Origin of the sequence: Neobacillus solisequens, from assembly GCF_051233465.1 — a bacterium.
Lineage (GTDB): Bacteria > Bacillota > Bacilli > Bacillales > Cytobacillaceae > Neobacillus.
The window spans coordinates 84,025-108,536 of record NZ_JBKFGJ010000010.1; the positions used below are offsets into that span (position 1 = coordinate 84,025).

Annotated in this window: 27 protein-coding genes and 1 pseudogene; 18 read left to right on the forward strand and 10 right to left on the reverse strand. The window is 37.9% G+C overall.

Features of this window, described 5'->3' with window-relative positions; all coding sequences use genetic code 11:
- Window positions 1-414, forward strand: a complete 414-nt coding sequence (locus ACI3K6_RS11080; RefSeq protein WP_335479141.1) for a disulfide oxidoreductase — start codon at window positions 1-3, stop codon at window positions 412-414.
- A gap of 12 nt (window positions 415-426) precedes the next feature.
- Here the strand turns inward: ACI3K6_RS11080 and ACI3K6_RS11085 are convergent, their stop codons facing one another.
- The gene (locus ACI3K6_RS11085) at window positions 427-1,419 is read right to left on the reverse strand and encodes a lytic transglycosylase domain-containing protein (protein WP_435554871.1); all 993 of its coding nucleotides are present in this window, start codon (window positions 1,417-1,419) and stop codon (window positions 427-429) included.
- A 357-nt stretch (window positions 1,420-1,776) separates the two neighbouring features.
- On the opposite strand from ACI3K6_RS11085, the gene ACI3K6_RS11090 reads away from it, so the two are divergent.
- The 4 genes from ACI3K6_RS11090 to ACI3K6_RS11105 all read left to right on the forward strand — a co-directional run bounded on the left by ACI3K6_RS11090 (window position 1,777) and on the right by ACI3K6_RS11105 (window position 6,567).
- Entirely contained in the window at window positions 1,777-3,378 is a 1,602-nt protein-coding gene (locus ACI3K6_RS11090) for an acetolactate synthase large subunit (protein WP_435554872.1), read from the forward strand.
- A gap of 735 nt (window positions 3,379-4,113) precedes the next feature.
- A complete protein-coding gene (locus ACI3K6_RS11095; protein WP_435554873.1) occupies window positions 4,114-4,431 on the forward strand; it encodes an NHL repeat-containing protein in 318 nt (105 codons plus the stop codon).
- A gap of 15 nt (window positions 4,432-4,446) precedes the next feature.
- Window positions 4,447-5,439, forward strand: coding sequence for a PQQ-dependent sugar dehydrogenase (locus tag ACI3K6_RS11100; protein WP_435554874.1), 993 nt, complete (start codon window positions 4,447-4,449; stop codon window positions 5,437-5,439).
- Window positions 5,440-5,514: 75 nt separating this feature from the next.
- Complete coding sequence (locus ACI3K6_RS11105; protein ID WP_435554935.1) at window positions 5,515-6,567, forward strand: iron-containing alcohol dehydrogenase family protein; 1,053 nt, start codon at window positions 5,515-5,517, stop codon at window positions 6,565-6,567.
- Window positions 6,568-6,582: 15 nt separating this feature from the next.
- Here the strand turns inward: ACI3K6_RS11105 and ACI3K6_RS11110 are convergent, their stop codons facing one another.
- Entirely contained in the window at window positions 6,583-7,881 is a 1,299-nt protein-coding gene (locus ACI3K6_RS11110) for a D-serine ammonia-lyase (protein ID WP_435554875.1), read from the reverse strand.
- A gap of 117 nt (window positions 7,882-7,998) precedes the next feature.
- Here ACI3K6_RS11110 and ACI3K6_RS11115 point away from each other — a divergent pair, with 117 nt between their 5' ends.
- Window positions 7,999-8,490 (forward strand): DUF4825 domain-containing protein, encoded by a 492-nt coding sequence (locus tag ACI3K6_RS11115; protein WP_435554936.1) that lies wholly within the window; start codon window positions 7,999-8,001, stop codon window positions 8,488-8,490.
- A 52-nt stretch (window positions 8,491-8,542) separates the two neighbouring features.
- Here the strand turns inward: ACI3K6_RS11115 and ACI3K6_RS11120 are convergent, their stop codons facing one another.
- On the reverse strand, window positions 8,543-9,100 hold the full coding sequence (locus ACI3K6_RS11120) for a cysteine hydrolase family protein (RefSeq protein ID WP_435554876.1): 558 nt from the start codon (window positions 9,098-9,100) through the stop codon (window positions 8,543-8,545).
- Window positions 9,101-9,220: 120 nt separating this feature from the next.
- Between ACI3K6_RS11120 and ACI3K6_RS11125 the strand changes: the two genes are divergently transcribed.
- Window positions 9,221-9,661, forward strand: a complete 441-nt coding sequence (locus ACI3K6_RS11125; protein ID WP_335481680.1) for an Lrp/AsnC family transcriptional regulator — start codon at window positions 9,221-9,223, stop codon at window positions 9,659-9,661.
- Between the two features lie 109 nt (window positions 9,662-9,770).
- Here ACI3K6_RS11125 and ACI3K6_RS11130 read toward each other — a convergent pair whose 3' ends face one another.
- Window positions 9,771-10,403, reverse strand: a complete 633-nt coding sequence (locus ACI3K6_RS11130; RefSeq protein WP_435554877.1) for an MOSC domain-containing protein — start codon at window positions 10,401-10,403, stop codon at window positions 9,771-9,773.
- Between the two features lie 287 nt (window positions 10,404-10,690).
- Between ACI3K6_RS11130 and ACI3K6_RS11135 the strand changes: the two genes are divergently transcribed.
- Window positions 10,691-10,900: a hypothetical protein gene (locus ACI3K6_RS11135; RefSeq protein ID WP_435554878.1), complete on the forward strand. Its 210-nt coding sequence runs from the start codon at window positions 10,691-10,693 to the stop codon at window positions 10,898-10,900.
- An 86-nt stretch (window positions 10,901-10,986) separates the two neighbouring features.
- Window positions 10,987-11,445, forward strand: a complete 459-nt coding sequence (locus tag ACI3K6_RS11140; protein ID WP_435554879.1) for a 2-thiouracil desulfurase family protein — start codon at window positions 10,987-10,989, stop codon at window positions 11,443-11,445.
- A 309-nt stretch (window positions 11,446-11,754) separates the two neighbouring features.
- Here ACI3K6_RS11140 and ACI3K6_RS11145 read toward each other — a convergent pair whose 3' ends face one another.
- Window positions 11,755-12,690 (reverse strand): substrate-binding domain-containing protein, encoded by a 936-nt coding sequence (locus ACI3K6_RS11145; protein WP_435554880.1) that lies wholly within the window; start codon window positions 12,688-12,690, stop codon window positions 11,755-11,757.
- 157 nt (window positions 12,691-12,847) lie between these two features.
- On the opposite strand from ACI3K6_RS11145, the gene modA reads away from it, so the two are divergent.
- Window positions 12,848-13,657: a molybdate ABC transporter substrate-binding protein gene (modA, locus tag ACI3K6_RS11150; protein WP_435554881.1), complete on the forward strand. Its 810-nt coding sequence runs from the start codon at window positions 12,848-12,850 to the stop codon at window positions 13,655-13,657.
- Between the two features lie 4 nt (window positions 13,658-13,661).
- Window positions 13,662-13,828, forward strand: a pseudogene (locus ACI3K6_RS11155) (molybdate ABC transporter permease subunit); the annotation flags it as partial.
- Window positions 13,829-14,195: 367 nt separating this feature from the next.
- Here the strand turns inward: ACI3K6_RS11155 and ACI3K6_RS11160 are convergent.
- Window positions 14,196-14,396 carry a cold-shock protein gene (locus ACI3K6_RS11160; protein ID WP_335474563.1) on the reverse strand — a complete coding sequence of 67 codons (201 nt, stop codon included), beginning with the start codon at window positions 14,394-14,396 and terminating at the stop codon, window positions 14,196-14,198.
- 293 nt (window positions 14,397-14,689) lie between these two features.
- Between ACI3K6_RS11160 and cshA the strand changes: the two genes are divergently transcribed.
- Both cshA and ACI3K6_RS11170 read left to right on the forward strand, forming a co-directional pair.
- Complete coding sequence (gene cshA / locus ACI3K6_RS11165; protein WP_435554882.1) at window positions 14,690-16,117, forward strand: degradosome RNA helicase CshA; 1,428 nt, start codon at window positions 14,690-14,692, stop codon at window positions 16,115-16,117.
- Window positions 16,118-16,452: 335 nt separating this feature from the next.
- Complete coding sequence (locus tag ACI3K6_RS11170; protein ID WP_435554883.1) at window positions 16,453-16,629, forward strand: DUF3934 family protein; 177 nt, start codon at window positions 16,453-16,455, stop codon at window positions 16,627-16,629.
- Window positions 16,630-16,965: 336 nt separating this feature from the next.
- On the opposite strand, the gene ACI3K6_RS11175 is transcribed toward ACI3K6_RS11170, so the two are convergent.
- Window positions 16,966-17,178: a hypothetical protein gene (locus tag ACI3K6_RS11175; protein WP_335474568.1), complete on the reverse strand. Its 213-nt coding sequence runs from the start codon at window positions 17,176-17,178 to the stop codon at window positions 16,966-16,968.
- Window positions 17,179-18,031: 853 nt separating this feature from the next.
- Between ACI3K6_RS11175 and ACI3K6_RS11180 the strand changes: the two genes are divergently transcribed.
- Entirely contained in the window at window positions 18,032-18,232 is a 201-nt protein-coding gene (locus ACI3K6_RS11180) for a cold-shock protein (protein WP_028401851.1), read from the forward strand.
- An 839-nt stretch (window positions 18,233-19,071) separates the two neighbouring features.
- Window positions 19,072-19,341 carry an HU family DNA-binding protein gene (locus tag ACI3K6_RS11185; protein ID WP_335474571.1) on the forward strand — a complete coding sequence of 90 codons (270 nt, stop codon included), beginning with the start codon at window positions 19,072-19,074 and terminating at the stop codon, window positions 19,339-19,341.
- 579 nt (window positions 19,342-19,920) lie between these two features.
- On the opposite strand, the gene ACI3K6_RS11190 is transcribed toward ACI3K6_RS11185, so the two are convergent.
- The gene (locus ACI3K6_RS11190) at window positions 19,921-20,790 is read right to left on the reverse strand and encodes an SDR family oxidoreductase (protein WP_435554884.1); all 870 of its coding nucleotides are present in this window, start codon (window positions 20,788-20,790) and stop codon (window positions 19,921-19,923) included.
- 125 nt (window positions 20,791-20,915) lie between these two features.
- Between ACI3K6_RS11190 and ACI3K6_RS11195 the strand changes: the two genes are divergently transcribed.
- The gene (locus ACI3K6_RS11195; protein WP_435554886.1) at window positions 20,916-21,512 is read left to right on the forward strand and encodes a class I SAM-dependent methyltransferase; all 597 of its coding nucleotides are present in this window, start codon (window positions 20,916-20,918) and stop codon (window positions 21,510-21,512) included.
- A gap of 62 nt (window positions 21,513-21,574) precedes the next feature.
- On the opposite strand, the gene ACI3K6_RS11200 is transcribed toward ACI3K6_RS11195, so the two are convergent.
- Both ACI3K6_RS11200 and ACI3K6_RS11205 read right to left on the reverse strand, forming a co-directional pair.
- Window positions 21,575-21,949: a DMT family transporter gene (locus tag ACI3K6_RS11200; RefSeq protein ID WP_435554887.1), complete on the reverse strand. Its 375-nt coding sequence runs from the start codon at window positions 21,947-21,949 to the stop codon at window positions 21,575-21,577.
- A complete protein-coding gene (locus ACI3K6_RS11205; protein WP_435554888.1) occupies window positions 21,946-22,272 on the reverse strand; it encodes a DMT family transporter in 327 nt (108 codons plus the stop codon). The genes ACI3K6_RS11200 and ACI3K6_RS11205 overlap by 4 nt, the downstream gene beginning before the upstream one ends.
- 164 nt (window positions 22,273-22,436) lie before the next feature.
- Here ACI3K6_RS11205 and ACI3K6_RS11210 point away from each other — a divergent pair, with 164 nt between their 5' ends.
- Both ACI3K6_RS11210 and ACI3K6_RS11215 read left to right on the forward strand, forming a co-directional pair.
- The gene (locus tag ACI3K6_RS11210; RefSeq protein WP_335474583.1) at window positions 22,437-22,706 is read left to right on the forward strand and encodes an AbrB/MazE/SpoVT family DNA-binding domain-containing protein; all 270 of its coding nucleotides are present in this window, start codon (window positions 22,437-22,439) and stop codon (window positions 22,704-22,706) included.
- Between the two features lie 69 nt (window positions 22,707-22,775).
- Window positions 22,776-24,443: an ABC1 kinase family protein gene (locus ACI3K6_RS11215; protein ID WP_435554889.1), complete on the forward strand. Its 1,668-nt coding sequence runs from the start codon at window positions 22,776-22,778 to the stop codon at window positions 24,441-24,443.
- Window positions 24,444-24,512: the final 69 nt, after the last annotated feature.

The following is a 24,512-nucleotide window of genomic DNA, read 5'->3' on the forward strand; positions in this document are numbered from 1 at the left end:
ATGAACAAATCATTATTAATCTCTTGGATAGCTGCGGTAATCGCCACACTAGGTAGCTTATATTTTAGTGAAGTGATGCATTTTATCCCCTGCACCCTATGCTGGTATCAGCGTATTTTCATGTATCCACTTGCGATCATTTTAGGGATTGCCTTTTACCGCCAGGATCGCGGAATTGTTCGATACGTACTTCCATTATCCATGATTGGAATGGTGCTATCGGGGTATCATACGCTGCTGCAGAAAATCCCAGCACTTCAGCAATTCGAAATGTGCACAACTGGGGTACCATGCTCGCGTGATTATATTAACTGGCTCGGATTTATCACCATACCGATGCTTGCGTTTACAGCTTTTACAATAATTACGGTGAGTTTGATTATTCTATCTCGTCAGCAAAAAGAAGAGCATTGATCGCTCTTCTTTTTACTTATGCAATGTGAATTTCTTCTGGTATTTTCGGGCTAGGGCTGGGACATTACGTATATAGTTCTGAGTTTCAGATATATATAAATATCTAAGGTTTCGCACGTTTCCTGGACCGGCATTATAGGCAGCCAACGCCATTTCCAAATTGCCAAACCGATTAAGCTGTATCGCTAAATATTTTGTGCCTCCATCAATATTCTGAGCTGGATCATATGGATCAACCCCTAATCCATTGGCTGTCTTTGGCATTAATTGCATTAAACCAATCGCTCCGGCCGGACTATGTGATTCAGGATTGCCACCGGATTCCTGCTCAATCACTGCCGCAATCACCGCAGGGTCAATACCGTATTTATCTGAAGCAGCTTGGATTTCCTTCCCCCATCTTAATACTTTGTCGGATGAATCAAAATCAACCACGACTGCTTTTTCCTCATCAGTCTTAACAATTATAGGTTTTCCGTCCTCAGTCATAATACGGACCGTTAATACTTCTTTCAGTGCATGGAATCCGTCTGATAAGTTGTTTTTCATGATCTCCCAATCAGATAAGGCCACGGTTTGATCCGCTGCCTGATCGTCCGTAAATTCAATCCCATTAACAGAAACCAAATGATTAAATCTGCTTTTATTAGCTACTTCCTTTTTAATGCTAGTTAAGTTGTGTTTGGGTCCATTTCTAGGGAATCCCATCTTCGAGGCTAGCAATTGAACCGTATTTTTAATATTAGTTTTAAAAATTAAATACTTTTCCTTTTTATACGCTTTCGTATCTGGTATATCGAGCTTCACTTGCGCCTGAAACGGCTCGGTATATTGGACACCAACAGGTTCCTGCCTGGATAGTTTGTCTATTACCCTGTTCTCCAAAGGTTCCCAATTGATTTTTCCAGCAATAAAGATTAAAACGGCCAAAATTCCAATAAAAATGGCTGTCCTTTTTATAAATATAAAGAAAAATTGCTTTAGTCGTTCGTGTTTCTTTATCAAGGCCACTTCCCCACCTATTTCGAAGTTACCTTCATTTTAACGTGGGCTAGTTTCTTGGAATTGCCTGAGTTATGGCGGTTTATTTACAATCATTAGAAAACTCGCCGATTGGCGAGCCTTTAGAGCGTTGACTAGGCGTAGTTGCACCTATGCCTGATAGGAAAGTTTATACTTTCCTATCGGCTAAAAATCTCAAGTCGATAACTTGGGTTACAATCCTTGTTATTCAAGGTTTATGCCATTATAGCCTTTATAGACCATACGTCCCCATTCTTTATATAAATATATTGTTATTTATATTAAAGTACTTATTTTTGCAAACAATAATAATAGAAAAGATGGAGGTTGGAGACTGTTATGAAAGCATCAGATTTAATGGTAAAGTGCTTGGAAAACGAGGGTGTTGAATTTATATTTGGCATAATTGGAAGTGAAGTATTGGATTTGGCAGATTCCTTATCTTCTTCTGAAAAAATCCGCTATATCCCTGTTCGCCACGAGCAGGGGGCAGCCTTTATGGCAGATATTTACGGAAGATTAACGGGGAAGCCAGGGGTATGTTTAGCTACTCTTGGTCCGGGAGCGGCAAATTTGTTAACGGGAATTGCCAGTGCTAACTTGGATCATTCTCCTGTGGTGGCTTTGGCCGGACAAAAAGGATTGGAGACTCATCATAAACAAGCCCATCAGTTCGTGGATTTGGTGCGGGTCTATGAACCGGTAACGAAATGGGCGATTCAAATCAAAGACGGGAATACGATTCCTGAAATTATCCGACAATCCTTTCGGAAGGCATATGAAGAAAAGCCAGGAGCAGTTTATGTTGAATTTCCGGAAAATATTGCAGCTGAAGCGGTGACAAGTCAGCCTCTTAGGGTATCGGACATCACAAATTGTGTGCCCAACGCTAGCTCGGTTAACACAGTTTTGCAATTGCTTCAGGAAAGTCAGCGACCTTTTATCATTGTTGGAAATCAAGTAATTCGACAGGATGCTGTTCAAGAGGTTCAAGAATTTGCAGCGAAATTAGGCTGTCCATTGGCGACGAGCTTTATGGCAAAAGGCATCTTACCAAAGGAGCACCCGCAAAATTACTATTGTTTTGGGTTTAAAGAGAAAGATTATGTCGTACGTGGATTTGAAGAAAGTGATTTACTGATTGCCATAGGTCTGGATCTAGTGGAAGCCGGGCCTTCTGCATGGAATCAGAAAAAGGTACCTGTCATCCACATTGGGGCATGTTGTGCTGAGGTGGATGACTATTATCAGGTTCGATCTGAATTGGTGGGGAATATAAAAGAGTCACTAAAGATGCTGGATTCCAAGGAAATAAGCGCCAAGCCATGGCAGCCTTCCGGAGATTTAAAAAAAAGACTGGAAGAGTCCTATTCTATAGTAGAAAACCGGTCAAGCAGGTTTACGATTGAGGCCATTTTGCATGTGATTGAAAAAGTGCAAACTGAAGACACCCTGATTATTTCGGATGTCGGCTCCCATAAGGTGGCTATTGCCAGGACGTACCAGCCCATGCACGCTAAGCAGTTAATCATATCCAATGGCTTGGCCTCCATGGGTATTTCGATTCCAGGAGCAATCGGTGCCAAATTGGCAGCCCCCGAGAAAACGGTTATTGTGGTCACTGGGGACGGAGGCGCTTTAATGAATTTTGCCGAACTGGAGACAGCAAAGCGTCTCGGTCTGCCGTTTATTGTCATTGTCTTAAATGATTCAATGCTTAAGCTAGAAGTGGACCAGATGAAGCAGAAGTTTGGTGAAAGTTACGGCGTCACCTTTTCCAATCCTAATTTTGTCCTATTGGCTGAAAGCTTCGGAGTAAAAGGTGTGAAGCCCCGTGATCCAAATGAGTTCGAGGCGATGCTTGTTTCTGCGATGAAGGGAAATGAGTTTGTTTTGATGGAGGTTATGGTGGAGAATAGTGGATCTAACCTTTTATGTTGAGGAAGGAATAGAGTGCGGTCGTTATAGAGGAATGCATAACGACCGGGTATAGTGAAAAAGGGAGCAAGCAGTCGCCATGAGAGGTTCATAACGCCCGAGCAGCGTGAAAAAGGAAGCAAGCAGTCGTTATGAGGGGTTTATAACGACCGAGTAAAGTGAAAAAAGATGCTAGCGGTCGCTATGAGGGGTTCATAACGACCGTGTAAAGCGAAAAAGGAAGCAAGCAGTCGCTATAAGAGGTTCATAACGACCGTGTAAAGTGAAAAAGGAAGCTAGCGGACGTTATGAAGGGTTCATCAAAACCTTGCAGAGTGAAAAAAGGTTAAATTCTCCAATGGGGTTTTTGGCTACAAATTAAATCAAAAAATGGGATAACGGTCGCCAATAAGCCCCCTTGGCGCCCGAAATAAGAGTGAGCAAAAAGAAACAGTCGCCAATAAGCCCCCTTGGCGCCCGGAATAAGAGTGAGCAAAAAGAAACGGTCACCAATAAGCCCCCTTGGCGCCCGGAATAAGAGTGAGCAAAAAGAATAGTAGCCAATAAGCCCCCTCGGCGCCCGAAATGAGAGTGAGCAAAAAGAAACAGTCGCCAATAAGAAACCTCGACTATCGAATTAAGCACCTATAAAAATAAACCAAAATTACATCAAACCAATCAATAACATAAACAATAGTCATGTATTCCAAGCCCCCCTGAATATTTTTATAGAAAAAGAATATCCAAGGGGTGTTGCAAATGGTTCAAACCGCACAGCCGAAGCGCAATTACCGGACGGAAACAATAAAGCTTCCCCAGGGTTATAAAATAGAGGCAGTCGAAACGAATATTACTACTCCGATTGGGCTGACTATTACAGACCGAAATGAACTCATCATCGCTGATGCAGGAATCATCTCTGGTAGGGGAAAAATCTACCGCCTGACTACAAACGGTCCTCAGCTTTTAGCTGATGGCTTTAATACGCCATTAACTGGAGTAACCTTTTATAAGGGGTATCTTTACGTGGCGCACCGTAGTGTAATTACCCGCGTGAGTCTTGATGGAAAAAAGTAGGACATTATTATCGGATTGCCGAGCTATGGTGACCATCACAATAATCGGGTTGTCTTTGGTCAGGACGGCAAGATGTATTTTGGACAGGGAACCGCCACTAATACTGGTGTAGTCGGAGAAGACAATCACTGGCTAAAAAAGTATCCTTTTTTTCATGATTATCCAGGAACCTACATTCAAGTAACAGGTAAGAACTTTAAAACAAGAAATCTCTTAACGGACACCGCAAATGATTCAGTGCAGACAGGCCCTTTCTCACCATTTGGGATGCCAGTTTATCCAAATGAGTATATTAAAGGCTTCGTTAAAGCAAGCGGCAGTATTCTACGAGCAAATCCCGACGGCTCGGAGCTTGAGCTGTTTGCTTGGGGACTGCGAAATCCGTTTGGCATTAAATTTGACCGTTTCAATCAGCTGTTCTGTTCAAATCATGGCATGGATGTCAGGGGAAGCAGACCTGTTGCCGAGTCCCCCGATGAATTCCAATGGGTCAGACAGGGAATGTGGTATGGCTGGCCGGATTACACTGGCGGTCTCCCCGTTACGAATCCAATGTTTAAGGCGGAAGGGAAGAAGCAGCCGACATTTTTGCTGACTCGGCATCCTATGACACCACCAAAACCAATCGCTGTATTTACCTCGCATTCAGCGACCATGGGTTTTGATTTTAACTATAATCCATCGTTTGGTCCGACAAATGAGGCCTATATTGCCGAATTTGGCAGTGAAGCTCCAGAAACAACCGGAGGAAAACTAACCCCAGGGGTGGGGCATCGCGTTTCCAGAATCAATACGAGTACTGGTAAGATCACTGCTTTTGCGATTAATTCCAGCGGTTTGCCAGCATCACAAACGGATGGGTCAGGCCTGGAACGACCCATTGATGTTGTTTTCGGGTATAATGGAGAAATGTATATTGTTGATTTTGGCTACCGAAAGCCGCCTGGAAGCGGGGAAGGCTATCTCCCAAATACAGGAGTTCTATGGAAAGTGACAAAGCAATCTTAACCCATTTATGGCACTAACTGGCATGAAATCAGTCTTAGAACTGACCTTGCAATGACGAAAAAAGGAGTATTAATCATAATGAATGTTGTAACAAATATTTCTATACCTGCCATTTTAGAGATTAGTAAAGGAGCAGTCTTTACCCTCGAACGAATTTTAAAACAACACGATTTTAAAAATGTCCTCTTCTTATTTGACGATTTTACTTTTCATAACTTTAGAAAAGATATTCTGAAATCCATTACCTTTGCGAAAATAGAAGCAGTGCTGATGCCGGCAGATTTGGACATTCTTGACCTGATTAAAAGAGCATTTGAGCTGCCTCGTTTTGATGCCGTGATTGCCATGGGCGGGGGGATGGTGATTGATTATGGAAAATATATGGCTTTTACCCGACGCAGCCCATTTTTAAGTATTCCTACCTCCGCCTCAAATGATGGTTTCGCCAGCAGCAATTGCTCGCTTCTAGTAGAGAAAAAGAAAACAACCGTGCCGGCCAAAGTTCCGTATGGAATTATTGCTGATCTAGAAATTATCCAAAATGTTCCGGACCGTTTTATCCTCGCGGGTATTGGCGATTTAATGTCTAATATTACTGCACTCGTGGATTGGGAGTTCGAAGAAAAACATGGGGTTGATCAAGTCAATCATTTCGCCTATATGCTTAGTAAAAAGGCAGTCAATAGCTTCATTAGAACCCCGATGACAGATATCCGTGATCCCATCCTTCTAAAAGAATTAATTAGCTCCCTGACAATGGGCGGGATCTCTTCGGTAATTAGCGGGAACAGCGCACCGATCAGCGGGGCAGAACACCTGATTTCTCATGCTCTTGATAAAATCTCCCAAAAACCGGCCATGCATGGAATGCAAGTGGGTGTTGCTACTTATCTTATGGCAAAAGTGCAGGATCATCGTGTTGAACGAATGGTGAAGGTTTTTACACGAACTGGTTTTTTTGATTATGTAAAAGGAATTGGCTTGAAAAAGGATGAATTTGTACAAGCAGTTGAAATGGCACCAACCATAAAACCGAGTCGATATACATATTTGCATGATGAAGACTATCGGAAAAAAGCTCTTGAACTAATTGAAGAGGATGATTTCTTAAAATCCATATTGATGTAATAGCTAAACACGGGACTAATCCCGTGTTTTTAGCTGCGATCCTTTTTGGTAATAGTCCGACATGATTTGTTTGGGAACCATGTTTCCTCCGGTTCCCCAAACAATGTGTATGCTTTTTAGGGGTAAATCGCCTTTTTCTTTGCATAATTTAATAGGCCCAATCATACCAGCAAGGGCGGAAGGCTCTAAATAAATTTCCTCTGTATCAGCCAGTTCCTTTAGCAGCTTATATAGCTCATCATCACTAATGGTATAACAACCGCTTAAAAAAGGTTCAATTGTTTTGCCTACAAACCCTGAGGGTATTCCCACCGCTAGTCCATCTGCTTCCGTTATATTATCGATCCCAATATCTTGGACGGAGATTTGATCATGAAGCCCTGTCATTAATCCTAGTAACATGCACGGGGAATGGGTAGGTTCAGCAAAGAAACAGTGGACATGGTCTTGGAACATTAACTTCAGGCCGAAAGCGATGCCTCCAGGGCCGCCGCCAACTCCACATGGAAGGTAAACAAATAACGGATGGTGTTCATCAATGGTAATCCCCAAGTCTTCAAGTTGTCTTTTTAAACGAGATGCTGAAACAGCATAACCTAAAAAGAGGTTGCGGGAATTTTCATCATCGACAAAGTAACAAGACGCATCAGCGTCTGCTTGAATTCGCCCTTGCTCAACAGCTTTACTATAATCCTCCTTGTACTCAATGACCCTTACTCCTTTACTTCGAAGCAGATCCTTTTTCCATTGTTTTGCATCCGCCGACATATGAACCCTTACCTTAAAGCCCAACTTCGCACTAATGATGCCAATACTAAGTCCTAAGTTTCCAGTTGAACCAACTGCGATGGAATATTGTGAGAAGAATTGGCGGAACTTAGCGTGATCTAAAATAGAATAATCATCTTGAGGCGTTAACAGTCCATGTTGAAGCGCCAAATCCTCAGCATGCTTAAGAACCTCATAAATTCCGCCCCTTGCTTTGATTGAGCCTGATATGGGAAGGTGACTATCACATTTTAATAATAGCTCTCCTAGTATGGTCTGCTGGTAATCCTGTTCCAGAGACTGTTTCATAGAAGGAATGTTTATTAAAGGAGATTCAATCAAACCATTCATATCCTGTGTTTCCGGAAAAACTTTGGCTATATAGGGAGCAAACCGTTTAAGACGCGCCTCTGCATCCCAAACATCTTCTTGTGAAAGAAGGGATTTATGGATGGCTGATTCAAATGTCTCCAATTTAGGATTGAACCAGAAGACTTCCTCTAGGGAAATGAGTTTATTTAGTAAAGGATGATCCATCTCCTTCATTCTTTATCCTCCGATTATTATAAATTTGTTGTGTGGCTATCTAAATTGTAGATTATTTTTACAACATTTGTATATGATCATGATAAAATAATTTAGGGTGATGTCATTGTGGGGAAGATGATAAAATTTTTCTTCTTATTTATGTTATTATTACTTATCTTTAATGGATGTAGTTCGAGCACGGAAAGCAACCTTAACAAAGATCTATTCAAATATAAAAACTCTTATGTTGGCGATAATGGAGCTGTAGGAAATATCACTAGACAATTGCCAAGTCCTGAAGGTGAAGGAATAAATGGATTAGAACTTAAAACAGAAGAGAAACCCTATGGTATTATAGTAAATTATAAAAATATACAAACAAATGAGACGACAGAAAAAAATTATGAAAAGACTGCATTATATAATGCAACGTTTATATTTGCCTTAGTCAAAAATGTAGATTGGGTTCAATTTAACTTTGTAGAAAAAGAATATAAAGTAACTAGAGAAGAATTGCAAAAATGGTATGGAAAAGATTTAAGGGAATTTGAAAACGAAGATGAACTTAGCAAGTTTACCAAGAGAAATTTAACAGATAAAAATAAAGTGAAACTCTTTTTCAATTAACGGTCCTAGCCGGAAGAAAGCGCACAGATTTTGCTAGCTGTGCGCTTTTCTATTAGTTTTTCTCAGCTTGTTGCAGGAAATCTTCAGTAGACATGACATTTGCATATATTCCATTAAGGGCACTAACAAACGCATGATGGACCTGATCAGCAGGAACGACTTTATTTTTAAATGATAAGTCTCTAGTCGCACAGGCATCTTCAATAAGGGTACATTCAAAACCAAGATCCTTTGCGGCTCTGACTGTGGCATCAATGCACATATGCGTCATCATCCCGCAGATTACTAGTTTTGTGATTCCTTTGTTTCTTAATTGCTGTTCTAAATCAGTAGTATGAAAGCTGTTTGGTCTATGTTTAATAACAATGCTTTCATGCTTCAATGGTAAAACTGCTTCATTTATATGGGCACCTTCCGTTTCTGGAAGAAAGAAGGTTGCTCCTTCTTGAATGGAGATATGCTGAATATGGAAAATAGGCTTGCTTTTCTGTCTAAACCAGTTAAGAATCTTGCTTGCATGCTCAGCTGCCTTTACAGGGCTGCTTAATTCCATCCTTCCATTTGGAAAATAATCATTTTGAATATCAATTAATAGTAAAGTTGTGCTCATTTTTTTCACCTCATCAAAAAATTTATGATTATAATAAAATCATAAATGATCCCTTTATTTTTATCGATACTCTGATGAAACCCTTTTAGATCAATTCATTTCATGGTGAAAGGAAATAATATGGAACTTGATAAAATTGATTTTCAGATTCTCAGATTGTTATCCCAAAATTCACGTATTCAATGGAAGGAGTTAGGTGAACAGATTCATATGACCGGGCAGGCGGTGGGAAACCGAATAAAGAAACTTGAGGAAAATGGTGTCATTAAGTCCTACTCTATTATTGTCGATGAGATGAAATTAGGACTGGCCTTTACAGCTTTTGTGATTATTCATATGAAAACAGCCAATCATGTATCATTTAGACAGTTTATCCAAGAACATCATGAGATCGTGGAGGCCCACCGGATATCTGGGGGTGGATGCTATCATTTAAAAATTAAGGTTCAATCCCAAGAGCAATTAAACCAGTTTCTTGATCAACTGCTCGAACATGGTAACTATAGTTTAAATTTATCAATACAAGAAATTAAACAACAAAATCCGTTGACTGCTACATGACTATAATCTTTATGAAGTTAAATGCTTAATGGGCATTTAACTTCTCTAGCTGATCCTTCTTTTAGGCTAGGCTTTAGCGGTCTCCATCGTTTTCGACACAGCAGAAGAATCATAACAATTTTATTAATCTATTCCTCCAATCCTCTGCAAGGGCATCAACCGTCAGTATCTTTTCAATTGATGCATTATCTTCTTTTTGGTGAAAAAGAATTTGTGTAGCAAATGATACGGATATTTCTTTTGGGTGTTTTTCCAAAAGAGTTATTTCCGAATCCAACATAATAGTTCCCTCTTCCAAAACCCGAAAGAAGTAGCCAGTTAGGGTCGTTTCAATCACTTTCTTTAAAAGTTGCTTTTCATCGTTATAATTGGAAATCTTAGCACAAGGTACTCTCCCTTGTGTAATTTGAAGAATAGTATCCCCAAATTTATATATGTCTCCAATACAAACCTGTTCTTCCGTCATGCCTGTTGCAGTAATATTTTCCCCAAAAGCAGGTAGAATCAGCTTTTTTTGAAATAGCCCTTCCCAATAAGAGTAATGCTCGAATGGATACAAACATACTACACGGTCTGGTCCACCGTGAAATTGGTGATTTGCAACATCATCACCAACAATGCTAGATTTCTCTACCTTAAAGGATGTTACTGTCGACTTACCTATTCCGGAAAATTCCTTTTTATGATTCCAATCGTATTCCTTTGGTTTTCCAACAGCTAAATTAATAATTTTTCGATTCAATTTGAATTTACCTCACTTCTACAGAACTCCAAAATCAATATGTAATTTAAATTGTATTATATTAGTGTCACTTGAAAAGGTACAATTTTAAAAAAAACATTGGGGTCAGGAAAAGGGTTAATATACTTGAAAGAACGTGAAGGAACGTTCTTATAGTATAGGGTGCTTGAGCTATATATGGGTTACGGCAATGATCGCTGCGACATTCTTTTTCTTGTTGAGCTAAAGGTTAGTTCAAGAAAAAAATGTTAAAATAAGGGCAATAATTGCTTGAAAGGTGGGAAGAAATGAACACCATTTTTGATGATTTTTTAGAGCTAAAAGAAATATTAAACTCATTCAATGGACTCCAACAAAAATGGTTACTAACTGACCTTGATTGGTCTTACCCTAAAAATTGCCTTGATTATTTTGAAGATTATCGAGAATTCGAAGATAGTAATGACCGTCTTAATAATTACTGGGGTACAGGAGATAAAGCTAATGCAACTTGCTAATAAAGTGGTTTATTTTAGTTGGGGTGTATTTTCAGCTTTTAGTTCAACAAAATTTACTTAGGAAGATTAAATCGGGAGGTATATATATGATATTAGTAAGTTCTTGTTTAGCAGGGCTGAAGGTGAGATATAACAGTACTCACAGTTTAAATAACGAAATAGCTAAACTTGTAGAAGAAAATAAAGCAATTACAATATGTCCAGAATTACTCGGTGGATTTTCAACTCCCAGAGAACCTGCTGAAATAATAGGTGGTAACGGGGAAGATGTACTTGATGGAAAAGCTAAAGTAATTGAAAAGACAGGAAAAGATGTCACGGACTTTTACATAAAAGGTGCTTACGCTACTCTAAATAAAGCTAAAGAAATAAATGCTACCGTAGTAGTTCTAAAGGAATACAGCCCATCCTGTGGCAGTTCAATGATTTATAACGGTGAATTCATTGGAAAAAAACTTGAGGGGATGGGCGTTACTTCTGCTTTATTAAAAAGAAATGGATTTAAGGTAATTTCAGAAGAACAATTTGCTGGAAAATTTTTTTAACAAAAATTAGCAGTGATTTTTAGGTCTACAATTACTCAATATTAATACTATTTCTATTTTCAAAAGAAAGTTTGTGAAAGAATGTACTTAAAGTAATGGGTAGCCTTAATAAAAAAATATTCTAAAGCTATATAATACTTCTGTTGAATTTAAACCTTGTTCGGAGACTCATTAATCAGAATTAGGATAAAAGTATTTATATCCATTAGATTGTAAAGGATTGTACTTAAATACGAGGGAGGTTAGTTTAAAAAGAGAAATAGTTTATGTATATAGAAAAGGCTGCTAATATTTTCAGCAGCCTTCTTTTTAATATGTTTCATAAATAATTTTCCCTGTCTGAGATGTATCATAATCTCCTAATGAGGTAATTTCAGACTGAAATTGATTGGATGATAAAATTTCCTTTACCGTGTTAATCATTTTTTCTGTTTTGGCTGTTTTTAGAATAACCAGGTCATACTGTTCTGTAATTAAGGGAACAAAATCAATTCCAACTATTTTCGCAGCTTTTTCAATTCCCACACCTACATCAGCTATTCCAGTCGAAACAGCGGAAGCCAAACTTAAATGGTTGGTTTCTTCGTGTTCATAACCCTTAATGTTCCTAGAAGGAATCCCGTTAATTCTGAGTTGTTCATCAAGAAGGATTCGTGCTCCTGATCCTTTCTCTCTATTAATAATTTTCACATCTTCTCGTTTTAAATCAGTCCAAGAGGTGAGATTTAAAGGGTTCCCCTTTTTAACGTAAAAGCCTGCCTTTCTTGAAAGGAGGTTTATTAAAATATAAGGATAACCCACTAGAATTTTTTTTATATATGGAAGATTATACTCTCCTGTATCTCCATCAAACAGATGCAAGCTAACGATGTCACCATCTCCATTGTACATAGAGATTAGGCTGTTTAAACTTCCCGTAAAAGATCTTAATGGTTTATAGGCTGAATTTTTCTCGATGTGTTTACCTAATATATCTAAAACCAAGTCTTGTCCGCTAATGACGATGTTTTGGGATTCCTTTGTTTCGTTCCTAGTAGAATCCGCAACAGAAGGTGGGAATGTAATATTCTGATTTGTTTTATGATTTTTTATATAATTGTCCAAGTCTTTAGAATCAATTCTCATCTGTCTTCCTACACGGAACACAGGTAGTTCTCCTTTTTTGACCAGGTCATAAAGGGTTAATTTCGATACCTTTAATAGCTGTGACACCTCTTCAATTGTATAGGAAAGCTCATTTTGCATTTGTATCCCTCCATAGCTTTATTTTAACTTACCGCCAAATAAAAAGTATATTTCTTATAAAAAAATGACTACTGTGATATTGCTTATATACACTTTAATTATAGATAATTATAATTAGATATAAATAGTTATAATTAGTTAGAAAGGGAGATGGATAATGAGAAAACCATATCTTTTATTTCTTGCGATGATGCTGCTTTTATTAGCAGTGGCTGGATGTTCAGCGAAGGAACAAACGAAAAAGCCTGAGGAGCAGAAACAAGAAGTTCCTGTTGAGAAGGTAGAGTTGACTGTTTCAGCAGCTGCTAGTTTACAAAATGCCTTAAATGAGATTAAAGCAACCTTTGAAAAGGAACATTCAAATGTGAAAGTAAACTATAACTTTGGAGCTTCAGGGGCACTTCAACAACAAATTTCTCAGGGAGCACCTGTCGATCTTTTCTTTTCTGCCGCCGAAGACAAATTCGATAAACTGGTACAAGACGGACTAATCGATAAGTCAAAAGGAATAGATCTAGTTGGGAATGAATTAGTTTTAGTGGTACCGAACGATTCAAAAAAAGAGGTTAAAGCATTCGAAGACCTTACCAAAACAGATAAAATTTCTATTGGTACCCCAGAAGCAGTGCCAGCAGGCCAATATGCGAAGGAAACATTGGAAAAGTTAAATGTTTGGAAGGCTATTGAAGGAAAAATCGTATATGCTAAGGATGTTCGACAGGTGCTTACATATGTAGAGACAAACAATGTTGACGCAGGAATTGTATATAAAACAGATGCATTGATTTCTCATAAGGTTAAGATTGTAGCGACAGCTGACGAAAATTCTCACGCTCCTATTATTTATCCTTTGGGTGTTATTAAAAATAGTTCCCATCCTAAAGAAGCCCAATTATTTTACGATTATCTTCAAAATGAAACATCAATGAAAACTTTTAAGAAGTGTGGTTTTAAAGGAATTAATTAATATACAATTTGGAGCTACTTTAATGTTTGTTGGAAATATCCCAGGAAAAACCAAACCATTCGAACAGCAATATATGTAGCAATTGATTCAGGCAATATGGGATTGGCTTGGTTATGGGTGTCAAGTATGATAGGCATTTCATTTTTATTGTGTAAATTAATGAAATCCTGATGGTTTAAAAAAATTCTCAATATCAATCTAATATAGGCATCCCTTTAAATAGGGATGCCACAGATTGTAGACAAAAGGCATTCCGAATAAGCCTATTCGGAATGCCTTTTCAAGCAATTATTTTTGTTATTACTCTTTAATTAGACCCTACGGAGTCGATTTTTATGCCATTTTCGGACAAGTCCACAAATTCATAGCAGTGTATTTGGTTACGATTCATCTGTGTATTTTTACTAAGCATTTCATTCACCCCAGAAAATCTCGATACCTTAATTATACAAAAAAGACTGCCACCAAACTCGAAGTTTTTCGAATTTGTCGACAGTCTGACAGACTCTAAGCGTCTGTTTATGTTCTTCCTTCTAAATCAAGCTTTATGGACGTTTGTTGCTTGGGGTCCGCGTTGACCTTGTTCAACGTCAAAAGTCACATCTTGACCTTCTTCAAGTGTTTTATACCCCTCGTCCTGAATTGCAGAGAAATGTACGAATACATCTTCCCCACCTTCACGTTCGATGAATCCGAAGCCTTTTTCGCTGTTAAACCACTTAACTTTACCTTTTTCCACTTTATATCCTCCTGTAAATACACAAAATTGATTGACTTTTACACTTTTAGGTTTCTTGGAACATTCATATTTTATCCGGATATATGTAAGTTAATTCATTAGAGGCAAACCTTCCAAGAACGGATGCATTCACCAGTTTCCAATAATGTAAAACCACCAAAATTTGTAAATAACGTTATTCATGAAGCACTCGGGTATCAGATGCATTTCAAAATTATATTCTAATGTGCATTTCTTGAAATAGTTTAGTCCAATATAAAAAATAGCGTAAACAAAGAAGGGGTTTTTGAAATATGACAACATTTCATGATATGGGCATTAGTGAACCCATTCAAAGAGCCATAAAGGATATGGGATTTGAAGAAGCATCTCCTATTCAAGAAAAAGCCATTCCCATAGCTTTGACAGGGAAGGACATTATTGGTCAAGCGCAAACCGGCACTGGAAAAACAGCTGCCTTTTCCATACCAATCTTGGAGAAATTGGATAAGAGCAAAAAAAATGTTCAGGCGATTGCAATTGCACCCACAAGGGAATTAGCTATTCAGGTTTCAGAAGAGATTAATCGGCTTGCAAAATACATGGGTATAAATTCTCTCCCTATTTATGGAGGTCAGTCTATTGACCGCCAGATTAAAGCATTAAAAAAGGTCCCCCACATTATTACGGGAACACCTGGAAGACTGTTGGACCATATTAAACGTAAAACGCTTAGGTTAGATAGCATTAAAATGGTGGTTTTAGATGAAGCGGATGAAATGTTAGATATGGGATTTCTGGAGGATATTGAACGAATCCTAAAAGAGACTCCAGAAGAAAAACAAACCCTGCTGTTCTCTGCAACCATGCCAAAACCGATTCAAAATCTTGCGGAAAGGTTTATGAACGCTCCGGAGCTAGTGAAAATAAAAGCTAAGGAAGTTACCGCTCCAAGTGTAAAGCAAGTTTATTATGAGGTAAAGGAAAGAGATAAATTTGAAGTGCTTTGCCGTCTGCTGGATGTGGATAATCCAGAATTAGCTGTGATTTTTGGAAGGACAAAAAGACGTGTTGATGAATTAAGTGATGCATTGAATAAAAGAGGATATCTTGCTGATGGGTTGCACGGTGATTTAAATCAGCGGCAGCGTGATGTTGTGATGAATAAATTTCGTGAGGGAAACATTGATATTTTAGTGGCGACTGATGTGGCTGCGAGGGGTATTGATGTTTCAGGGGTTACCCACGTCTACAATTTTGACATTCCTCAAGACCCAGAAAGCTATGTTCACCGAATCGGTAGAACGGGGCGAGCAGGTAAAACGGGTCAAGCTATTACTTTTGCTACACCGAGAGAAATTGGGCAGATTCACAGTATAGAAAAAGCATCAAAAGGAAAGATCCAGCGCAAATCAATACCAACCGTAGCAGAAGCAATGGAATCTATACAGCGGGCAGCAGTAGAAAAGATGATTCAATTGGTTGAGGAGGATCAGGACACACGGTTTAAACAAGCAGCAAGTGAATTGCTCGATCAATACGATTCGACCGCGTTAGTTTCAATTGCCTTGAAATTGTTGTCGAAGGACCAGAGGGATGGTCTGGTTCAGCTAACTTCTGAGACACCGCGATATTCCAAGAAGCCTAAGGAAAAGTCAATGAGAAACTATAAAGGGAATAGGGAATTTGTGGGGAAAGGGGCAAGTGGTAAACGTAAAAAAACTTCCAGGTCCTATCGCTAAAAAGGGAGCATTATGATCTTAATATAGAGAGGATTGTATGAGAGACCATCCTTTTGTGGACGTGGAATTGTATAGAGTGTTGACGAAGTCAACACTCTTCTTTCCTTTTTTCTGACAGGGACATCTCTTGATGAAACGACTGGCTGATGATAAACGAAAACGAATCCCAGATGGATCACGATTAAATTAGGACTTCAAATCACTGTGAATTGAGGGACAGCTCTAAGATTTGGATTGCTCGCTGCTTTACATTTATGATATTGTATAATCCATCGTACGGGTAATAGCCAAGTAAAATGTCAAAACAACAAAACAAACAATAATGGAGTGATTATATGAATAAAGCCAAGGTTAAAAGCGGAACAGGTAGGGGAACAGGAAAGAAGGGCTGGAATCGTTGGAATGCTAGTGCCAACAAAGCCAAGAGTGCCAAACCTTATATAAGTAAAAGTGCAAAAAAATCGGATGGGTTAAAGACAACCAGCAATAATGGAGGGAATACATCCGAATGAAAACGGATGCGTTTCTACATTAAAAGGATACACGTTTTTTTAATGCGCTAACAAATCAGAGTCGAACACATTAATAAAAATACAGAAAAGATAATGGCTTATAAATTCCAAACTTTTGAAGAAGATGGGGTAACTTAAAAAAATTAGAGAGACGTTTACAACACGATTTTGTAATGGAAAACTATAAATAAATCAGTTGCTTGTAATCGTCCTACAATTTTTTTTAGAGTCCAAAGGAAAAAGTGAAAACAAAAAAATATAAATAGGCTGAAAATTTAAGTCGTCTATTGGGATTAAGGGTTTTTGAAGAACTCTTAGGATTGAAAATGGACCTGTTTATTCTGAAGCATACTTAATTATTCCATGTAAATAGACGGAGTATTCCCGTTGCATACATTCTCTCAATTTAATTTTACCTTCATTTTCTAATTCACTAACCATTTCTTTAATCTTTTTTTCATCTTCTTTTGTAGCCTTTGGAACCTCTGTTGAAAACAAATTACCTTTACTTGAATCTCGTAGTTTTTTTAATAAACTAACTTTATTCATTATGGTCATCCCCTTTAAGTAATTGTTTTCGACATAAAGGGGGTCTTTTCCTTTGAATACCAATTATTTTCGTAAGATTTCTTTTTCATCTATTAAAATTTAAAAGTAGAAACCAGCGACAGATGTAGCAAATTTTTTTTCTTGTTTAAGTAACATGGCAGAACAGTTGATAAAAAAGTACATCAATATTACAAACAAATAAGATGGGTGAATGGATATTAAATAATAGGAGTTCCTGTAGGAGAATATGCATTTTTGTAAAAATAAGATGAAGGAAAGATAAATTTATGGATGAGGGTAAAGGTTACAAAACTTTAGAAGAAGGTCAAGCAGTGACTTTTGATGTTTAGCAAGGTCAGCATGGACCTCAAGCTTCAAACGTACGTAAAGCTGCTTAATTTTATAAAGTAGGGAATGCAGACTCTTTTATTGGAGTCTGCTTTTCTTTCTTGTGAAAAAAACCCCCACTCGTAAAGGAGTAGGGGACATGAAAACAGTAAATCAAATGGTAAACCAAGTGTAGCATACAATTACGGAATATCCTAATTTAATAAATAATGGCTTATAAAATAACCCTTATTTTAGAACTAAGTGACTTTATCCTTGTTTTGCTAACAGTTGATTTACTTTAATAAGAACATCAAAAGAATATAAAACTAAATGTGTAAATTAAGGAAGGCCAAAATGGTCACTTTATGTCTTCTTGCAAATATTTGTGAAATATGTTAATATAAATATGAATTATTTTTGTTCGGTGTAAAGGATCGTATTAGTAAAGCTTTTCGTCTTGATGATCACTGAGAGCAAGGATAGTAACACAATGTGTGCTTTTACACACTAGGAGGCAACAAAAATGGAAAACGGTAAAGTAAAATGGTTTAACAGCGAAAAAGGCTTCGGATTCATCGAACGTGAAGGTGGAGAAGACGTATTCGTTCATTTCTCAGCTATTCAAGGCGAAGGTTTCAAATCTTTAGAAGAAGGTCAAGCAGTGACTTTCGATGTTGAGCAAGGTCAACGTGGAGCTCAAGCAGCTAACGTGCGTAAAGCTTAATTATAAAAATAAAAATTGACAGACTCTTTTTATGGGAGTCTGTTTTTTTATTTTTAAAAAACAAGGAACCCTACTCAAGAATGAGTAGTTTAAAAGGTCATTCTTTTTGTGTTACCCATCCTGTCAAAGGGAACCGTATTAAGTCCTTTAGAAATGAAATGACTCTTGAAACATAAGATTCAATAAAGACTTTAGAATGGGGTAGAATGAATAATGAAATTACTTTTGTTATGAATTATTTTCCTGAGAATTTTACCTGAATAAATTTTATAAAAAATGAATAGAAATTAGAATTAAAAATTATTGACATAAAACGACGGATAATGATAAAATAGTAAATTTGATAAATTAGATAAAATGTGTTACCATTAAAAAAGTAAGTATCAAATATAAGAATAATTGTTCTTAAGCTTTTAATTCCATTGTTTATCATGACTTCAACGCATATTTTTAATGAACCTCTTTATTTCCTCATATTCGATTGTTTCTAATTTTCTCGCACAAAAATCGATATTACCCATTGAGTTAATAAAAGTAATTTTTGGGGTTTACAAACCTGATTCACACTGGCACGGTTAAGGAGCTGTAAGGATGAAAGAGAGACTTTCATTGTTTTAAGTATATCAAGGCTATTTTATAATGAAAAAACTTTAAGAAGATCATACATTTGGATCTATTTTATATGTTTGGGGGAGGTTTAAGTACCTCTATGCTATATGGCACGTTTTTGTGATTGCCGGAGTAGCGTCTCACTTTTTTTCACTATTTTTGTATCTGAATAAGTAAGGGATGTATTGTTCATTTTTTGAGCATTGAATAAACAAACTGGAGGTATAACCTTGAACAAAACAAAATTAATACAAGTAGTATCAGCGAAATCAGAGCTTTCCAGAAAAGATGCAGAATCAGCTATAGAGGCTGTATTCGATGTTATTACACAATCACTAGTTAGCGGAAATTCTTTTGCAATTTTAGGATTTGGGAAATTTGAAGTATGTCACCGTGAAGCTCGTGTTCGTCTTGATCCTAAAACGGGGGAAGAATTCCTAATCCAAGCTGGTAAAGTCCCTGTTTTTCGGGCTAGTAAGTCATTGATACAGCAAATGTAAAATTATGGTTATTCTCAATATAAGATGTGCCATTCGTTACTGAAATCAGTATTCCACGTTAAATAGTACATCCTCTACATTCCCACAACACACCGATAAAATAGGTTAATACAACACTTGGTCAGATTGCGATGTCAAAAGACATCGCATTTTCCTTATTTCACGAAAGGGTGATTGAGTTAAAAGACGTTTTCCTGCGGAAAGGCATTCTCCAAAAAATTGGGGGATGTCATTTTTTATTAAAAGAATTAAATTTTGTGAAAAACTGTGCTTAATGTCTGAGGGGAAAATCCTTCAATACTTTTGCTGATTCATATAATTCTGAAATCTTTGATGATTACATAATATTTCCTCCTTTTTGTTATATTAAAGAAATTATTGCCCTTATTACAGATTTGGAAACGTGAAGTATTGAAGAAACGAATAAATACAGTGAATAGCTCTGTTACAAAAAAGATAGCCATTTTTATATAAACAAAAAGCACCGCAATAGCGATGCAAATTAATACCTTCTACCTTACATTTTTTGGTGTAAATTCACACTTTTCAAAAGTAATCGAAATCTGTTGCAGGATTTTTTTATCCGCCTACAATAGTTCCTCCATTCACATGAATAGTCTGCCCGCTTACATAAGAAGAATCATCAGACGCTAAATAAACATAGGCGGGTGCCAACTCATACGGCTGCCCTGCTCTTCCCATTGGTGTATCAGAACCAAAAGTGGCGACCTGATCAGCTGTAAAAGTGGAGGGAATCAGCGGTGTCCAAATGGGTCCCGGAGCAACCGCATTGACCCGGATACCATGTCCGACAAGTGATAGTGCCAATGAACGGGTAAAGGTAACGATGGCCCCTTTTGTTGCTGAATAGTCAATCAGCTGTTCATTGCCATGGTAGGCTGTAATCGAAGCTGTATTAACAATGGAAGCACCTTTTTTTAAATAAGGTAAGGCCATTTTGGACATATAAAAATAAGAAAATATATTGGTCCTGAATGTTTTTTCCAGCTGTACTGATGTAATATTTAATAGACTCTTTTGCGGATGCTGCTCAGCGGCATTATTCACGAGTATATCCAGACTCCCGAACTCTGACAGTACTTTGTGAATGATATCTTTACAAACATCTTCATGGCCGATATCACCGGCATATAGCTGACATTTGCGACCCTCCGCCTCAATTAGCTTTTTGGTTTCACCGGCATCATCATGTTCGTCTAAGTAAACAATGGCAATGTCGGCCCCTTCTTTAGCAAATAAAAGGGCAACTGCCTTTCCAATCCCGCTGTCTCCACCCGTTATAATCGCCGTTTTGCCAGCAAGTTTTCCACCGTCCTTGTATTCTGGGCCTTGAGAAATGGGCCGGGGATTCATTTCTGCCTCAACTCCAGGCTGCGTGGTTTGATGCTGCGGGGGAAAAATAGGCTTCTTTTGATTTTGATTAGTCATTCATCCATACCTCCAAGTGATTATTTCACCTGTTAGTTTTAGGAGTAAGGCTTAATATTATTAGATAATATTTGCTATAATGACCACTATGTAGCTTTCATTATTTATCAAAAGGGGAGTGGAAGATGGAACTTAACGTGTTTGAAGAGATGGCAAAAAGATATGATACAGAAGAAAGAATAGAGCTAGCAAAAGTGATAGTAAAGGAAGTAAGACCAGAACTGCAAAATAGTAAATCAAAATCTTTAATAGACTATGGGAGTGGAACGGGTCTAATTAGTTTAGAATTATCAGATTTAGTTGGTTCTATTTTAATGGTTGATTCCTCGCAGAAAATGTTAGAGGTTGCGAAAGCTAAAATTGCCCACAAAGGAATCACCAACTCTAACGTACTATATTCCGATTTTACTCAAGAAACTCAGGACCTTAAGGCAGACATCGTGTTAATGTCACTAGTCCTTCTTCATATTCCAGATACTAAAAAAATTTTACAAGAATTGTTTAACATTTTAAATCATGGTGGTAAGCTCATGATTATTGACTTTGACAAAAATGTTCAAATAAATCATCCAAAGGTCCATAACGGTTTTTTGCATGAAGAACTGGAAAAGCAACTATCCGAAGTTGGATTTAATTCCATTAAATTTAAGACATTCTATCATGGTACTCGTATTTTTATGAATCAAGATGCCTCCATGTTTATTTCCAGTAGTATAAAGTGATTTCATTTTTTAAATAAAGAACCATTCATATCAAAAGTCTTGGCCTTACATAGGATGGAATGTCATTGTCCTTGTTTATTCCCAGTTGATGTGACTGGTTCTTTTTCCGATTCATCATGGGTGGTGGTTGCATTCAACAATACCACTCCCCCTATAATGAAGATAATTCCAGTTATTTTAATGGTATTAAACAGTTCACCCCATACAACCACACCAATTAAAGCGGTTAACGCTGTCCCTATTCCTGACCAGATGGCATAGGCTAAACTCAATGGAATGGTTTTAAGACAAACCGATAAGCTATAAAAAGAAAGACCATACCCCACGACCACTCCAATAGAAGGAAATATATGAGTGAAGCCATCCGATGCTTTAAGCATAGTAGTAGCAAAAATCTCCGCTATAATCGAAATAGCTAAAGCGATATACCCTTTCATCCGTGGTTCCCTCCACCATTTAATAAAATAACGCCCCCAATTATGGAAACTAAGCCTAAGAGTTTTCTAACATTAAAATTCTCTTTATATATGAAAATCCCAACTAATGCTGTAAGTGCCGTTCCCAGGCCAGACCAAATGGCATACACCAATCCGAGTGGCAAAGACTTTAACGATAAAGATAGAGCGTAAAAAGCCATTCCGTATCCAAGTGCTACTCCTAAAGAGGGTAATAGTTTTTTGAAGCCATTAGTTGCTTTAAGCATGGAACTGCCAAACACTTCGCTTAATATGGCAAAGATTAATAGCATAAATGCATTCATGATTTTTCCTCGCATTTTTTTACATTTATTGTACCGTTTGGACGATTTGTTTGTAAATTTTAATAAAGATCCTTAGGTCATAAAATCGCCATATGTATAATTTGTGAAAGATATAGTTTGTATGAAAAGTATGATTTAACATACAAGTGAGGTGATGAAACATGATGAGTCATGGGAAAATTTTTGGGACAACCAGCATGGGTGAAAGAGGCCAGGTTGTCATCCCATCGGAAGCACGGGAAGAACTAGGAATTAAGCCAGGAGAAAAGTTTGTGGTATTTGGTGACGCACGGAAAGGGACAGTGATTCTAGTTAAATCGGAAATTATGAACAAGTTTGCAAATTTCTTTTTCAACAAGTCCAAACGCTTTGAAAAAATGGCTCAGGAAATTTTTGATAAGACGGAGGCCGAAGAAGAAACGGAACAGGAATAGCATAAACAAACTGGGAAAGTAAATCCACGCAGACCTTTCCCGTTAAGCCTGCAGGAAGGGGAGTCCAGCATGCGTGAGATGACACGCTTACTATTCAACAAACGATTTCGCACCACCTTTTTTATGTTCATCGGTTTCTTTTTCCATTTCTGGTGGCATGGGAAAACGAAACGATTTCGCAGCAAAGAGGGAGCCGAGCGAAGGGCCAAGACTATTTATATCTCACAGGCTAAGAAATTTGCAGCTACTGCAGTAAAAATGGGCGGGTTAATTATCAAGCTAGGGCAATTTGTCAGCTCTAGAGTCGATATTTTGCCAAAGGAATACACTGACACCCTGGCAGAGCTTCAGGATTCGGTGGCACCGGTAGATTCTGAGATAGCGATGAAGTGCATTGAAGGCGAGCTTAATGGTAATATTCAAGAGCAGTTTACCTTTTTTGATGAAACACCTGTTGCTGCAGCATCATTAGGTCAAGTACATAAGGCCGTCTTGAAAAACGGCGAACCAGTAGCAGTAAAAATTATGCGTCCCGGAATAGAAGAAACAATCGCACTCGATTTAGTTACATTAAAAATCTTAATTGCTTTTGCCCGACGTTTTACAAAAGTGGAAAAGTTCGTAGACTTACAGGACGTCTATCTAGAATTTGAGGAAGTCATCCATGATGAACTTGATTATGTAAAAGAAGCAAACAATATCGAGAACTTCCGTGAACAGTTTGCAGAGTTTCCAGGTGTTGAGGTTCCACGGGTTTACCAGGAGCTATCAACTAATAAAATGTTGGTGATGGAGTTTATCGAGGGTGTCAAAATCAATGAGATCGACAACTTAAATATTAATAAGAAGAAACTCGCCTCGATTTTATATTTGTCATTTTTAAAGCAGTTAATGGAGGAAGGCTTCTTTCATGCTGATCCCCATCCAGGTAACCTGCTGGTAAAGCAGGACGGAACCTTGGTTTATATTGATTTTGGCATGGTTGGGACGATGACATCGGAAATGCGGGAGAACATGATCAAGCTGGCCATGGCCATTTATTTGAAAGATGCCGGTGGAATTGCAGCCGCATTGGCTGATCTTCGTTTTTTAAGAAAAAACGCTGATAAATCGTTGTTAACAAAGAATATTAAAGCAGTGCTTTCTAGTTTCGCAGATGGCAATTTTAATATTGACAAGCTTAGTAATGAAGTTTTTCTTGAGGAGATGCGGGAATTTTTGTATGAGCAGCCGTTTCAAATCCCGTCAAAGACCACTTTTCTTGGCAAAGCGATTGCGACAGTATATAGCCTTTGCAACGGGTTGGATAGGGACTTTGATATTATTGCATTGACGAAGCCATTCGTGGAGGACTTGATGACCAGTAATGCGGTTAATCCGGCAAAAGATACGGTTATTGAACAGGTGAAAAATACACTTTTAAATATCCTCCCATCTTCACGAAAGGTCATGAACATGATCGACCAGCTGGAATCCGGTGAGATGAGAATCAATCCATCAAAGACCTTTGAGAAAAAGCTGATGGAGCAGAAGGAGAATCAAACGCGAAGGTTGGTTATGGCCCTATTTGGGACCGGGTTGTTAATTTCAGGTGCACAGTTATTTTCGCATTCAGAGGTAGCCGGAATGGTTATGATGGTAGTAGGTGGTTTCATAACGATTTTGCAGGCTGGAAAAGGCAGCGGGAGAAGAAGACGGCGCCCGCCACATCCACGTCCCTCGCAGTTCAATAAATAATGACGAACTCCTCAACTTCTGAGGGGTTTTTTTATGGGTTTATTCACCAAGTCTTCCTTATTGTAAGAT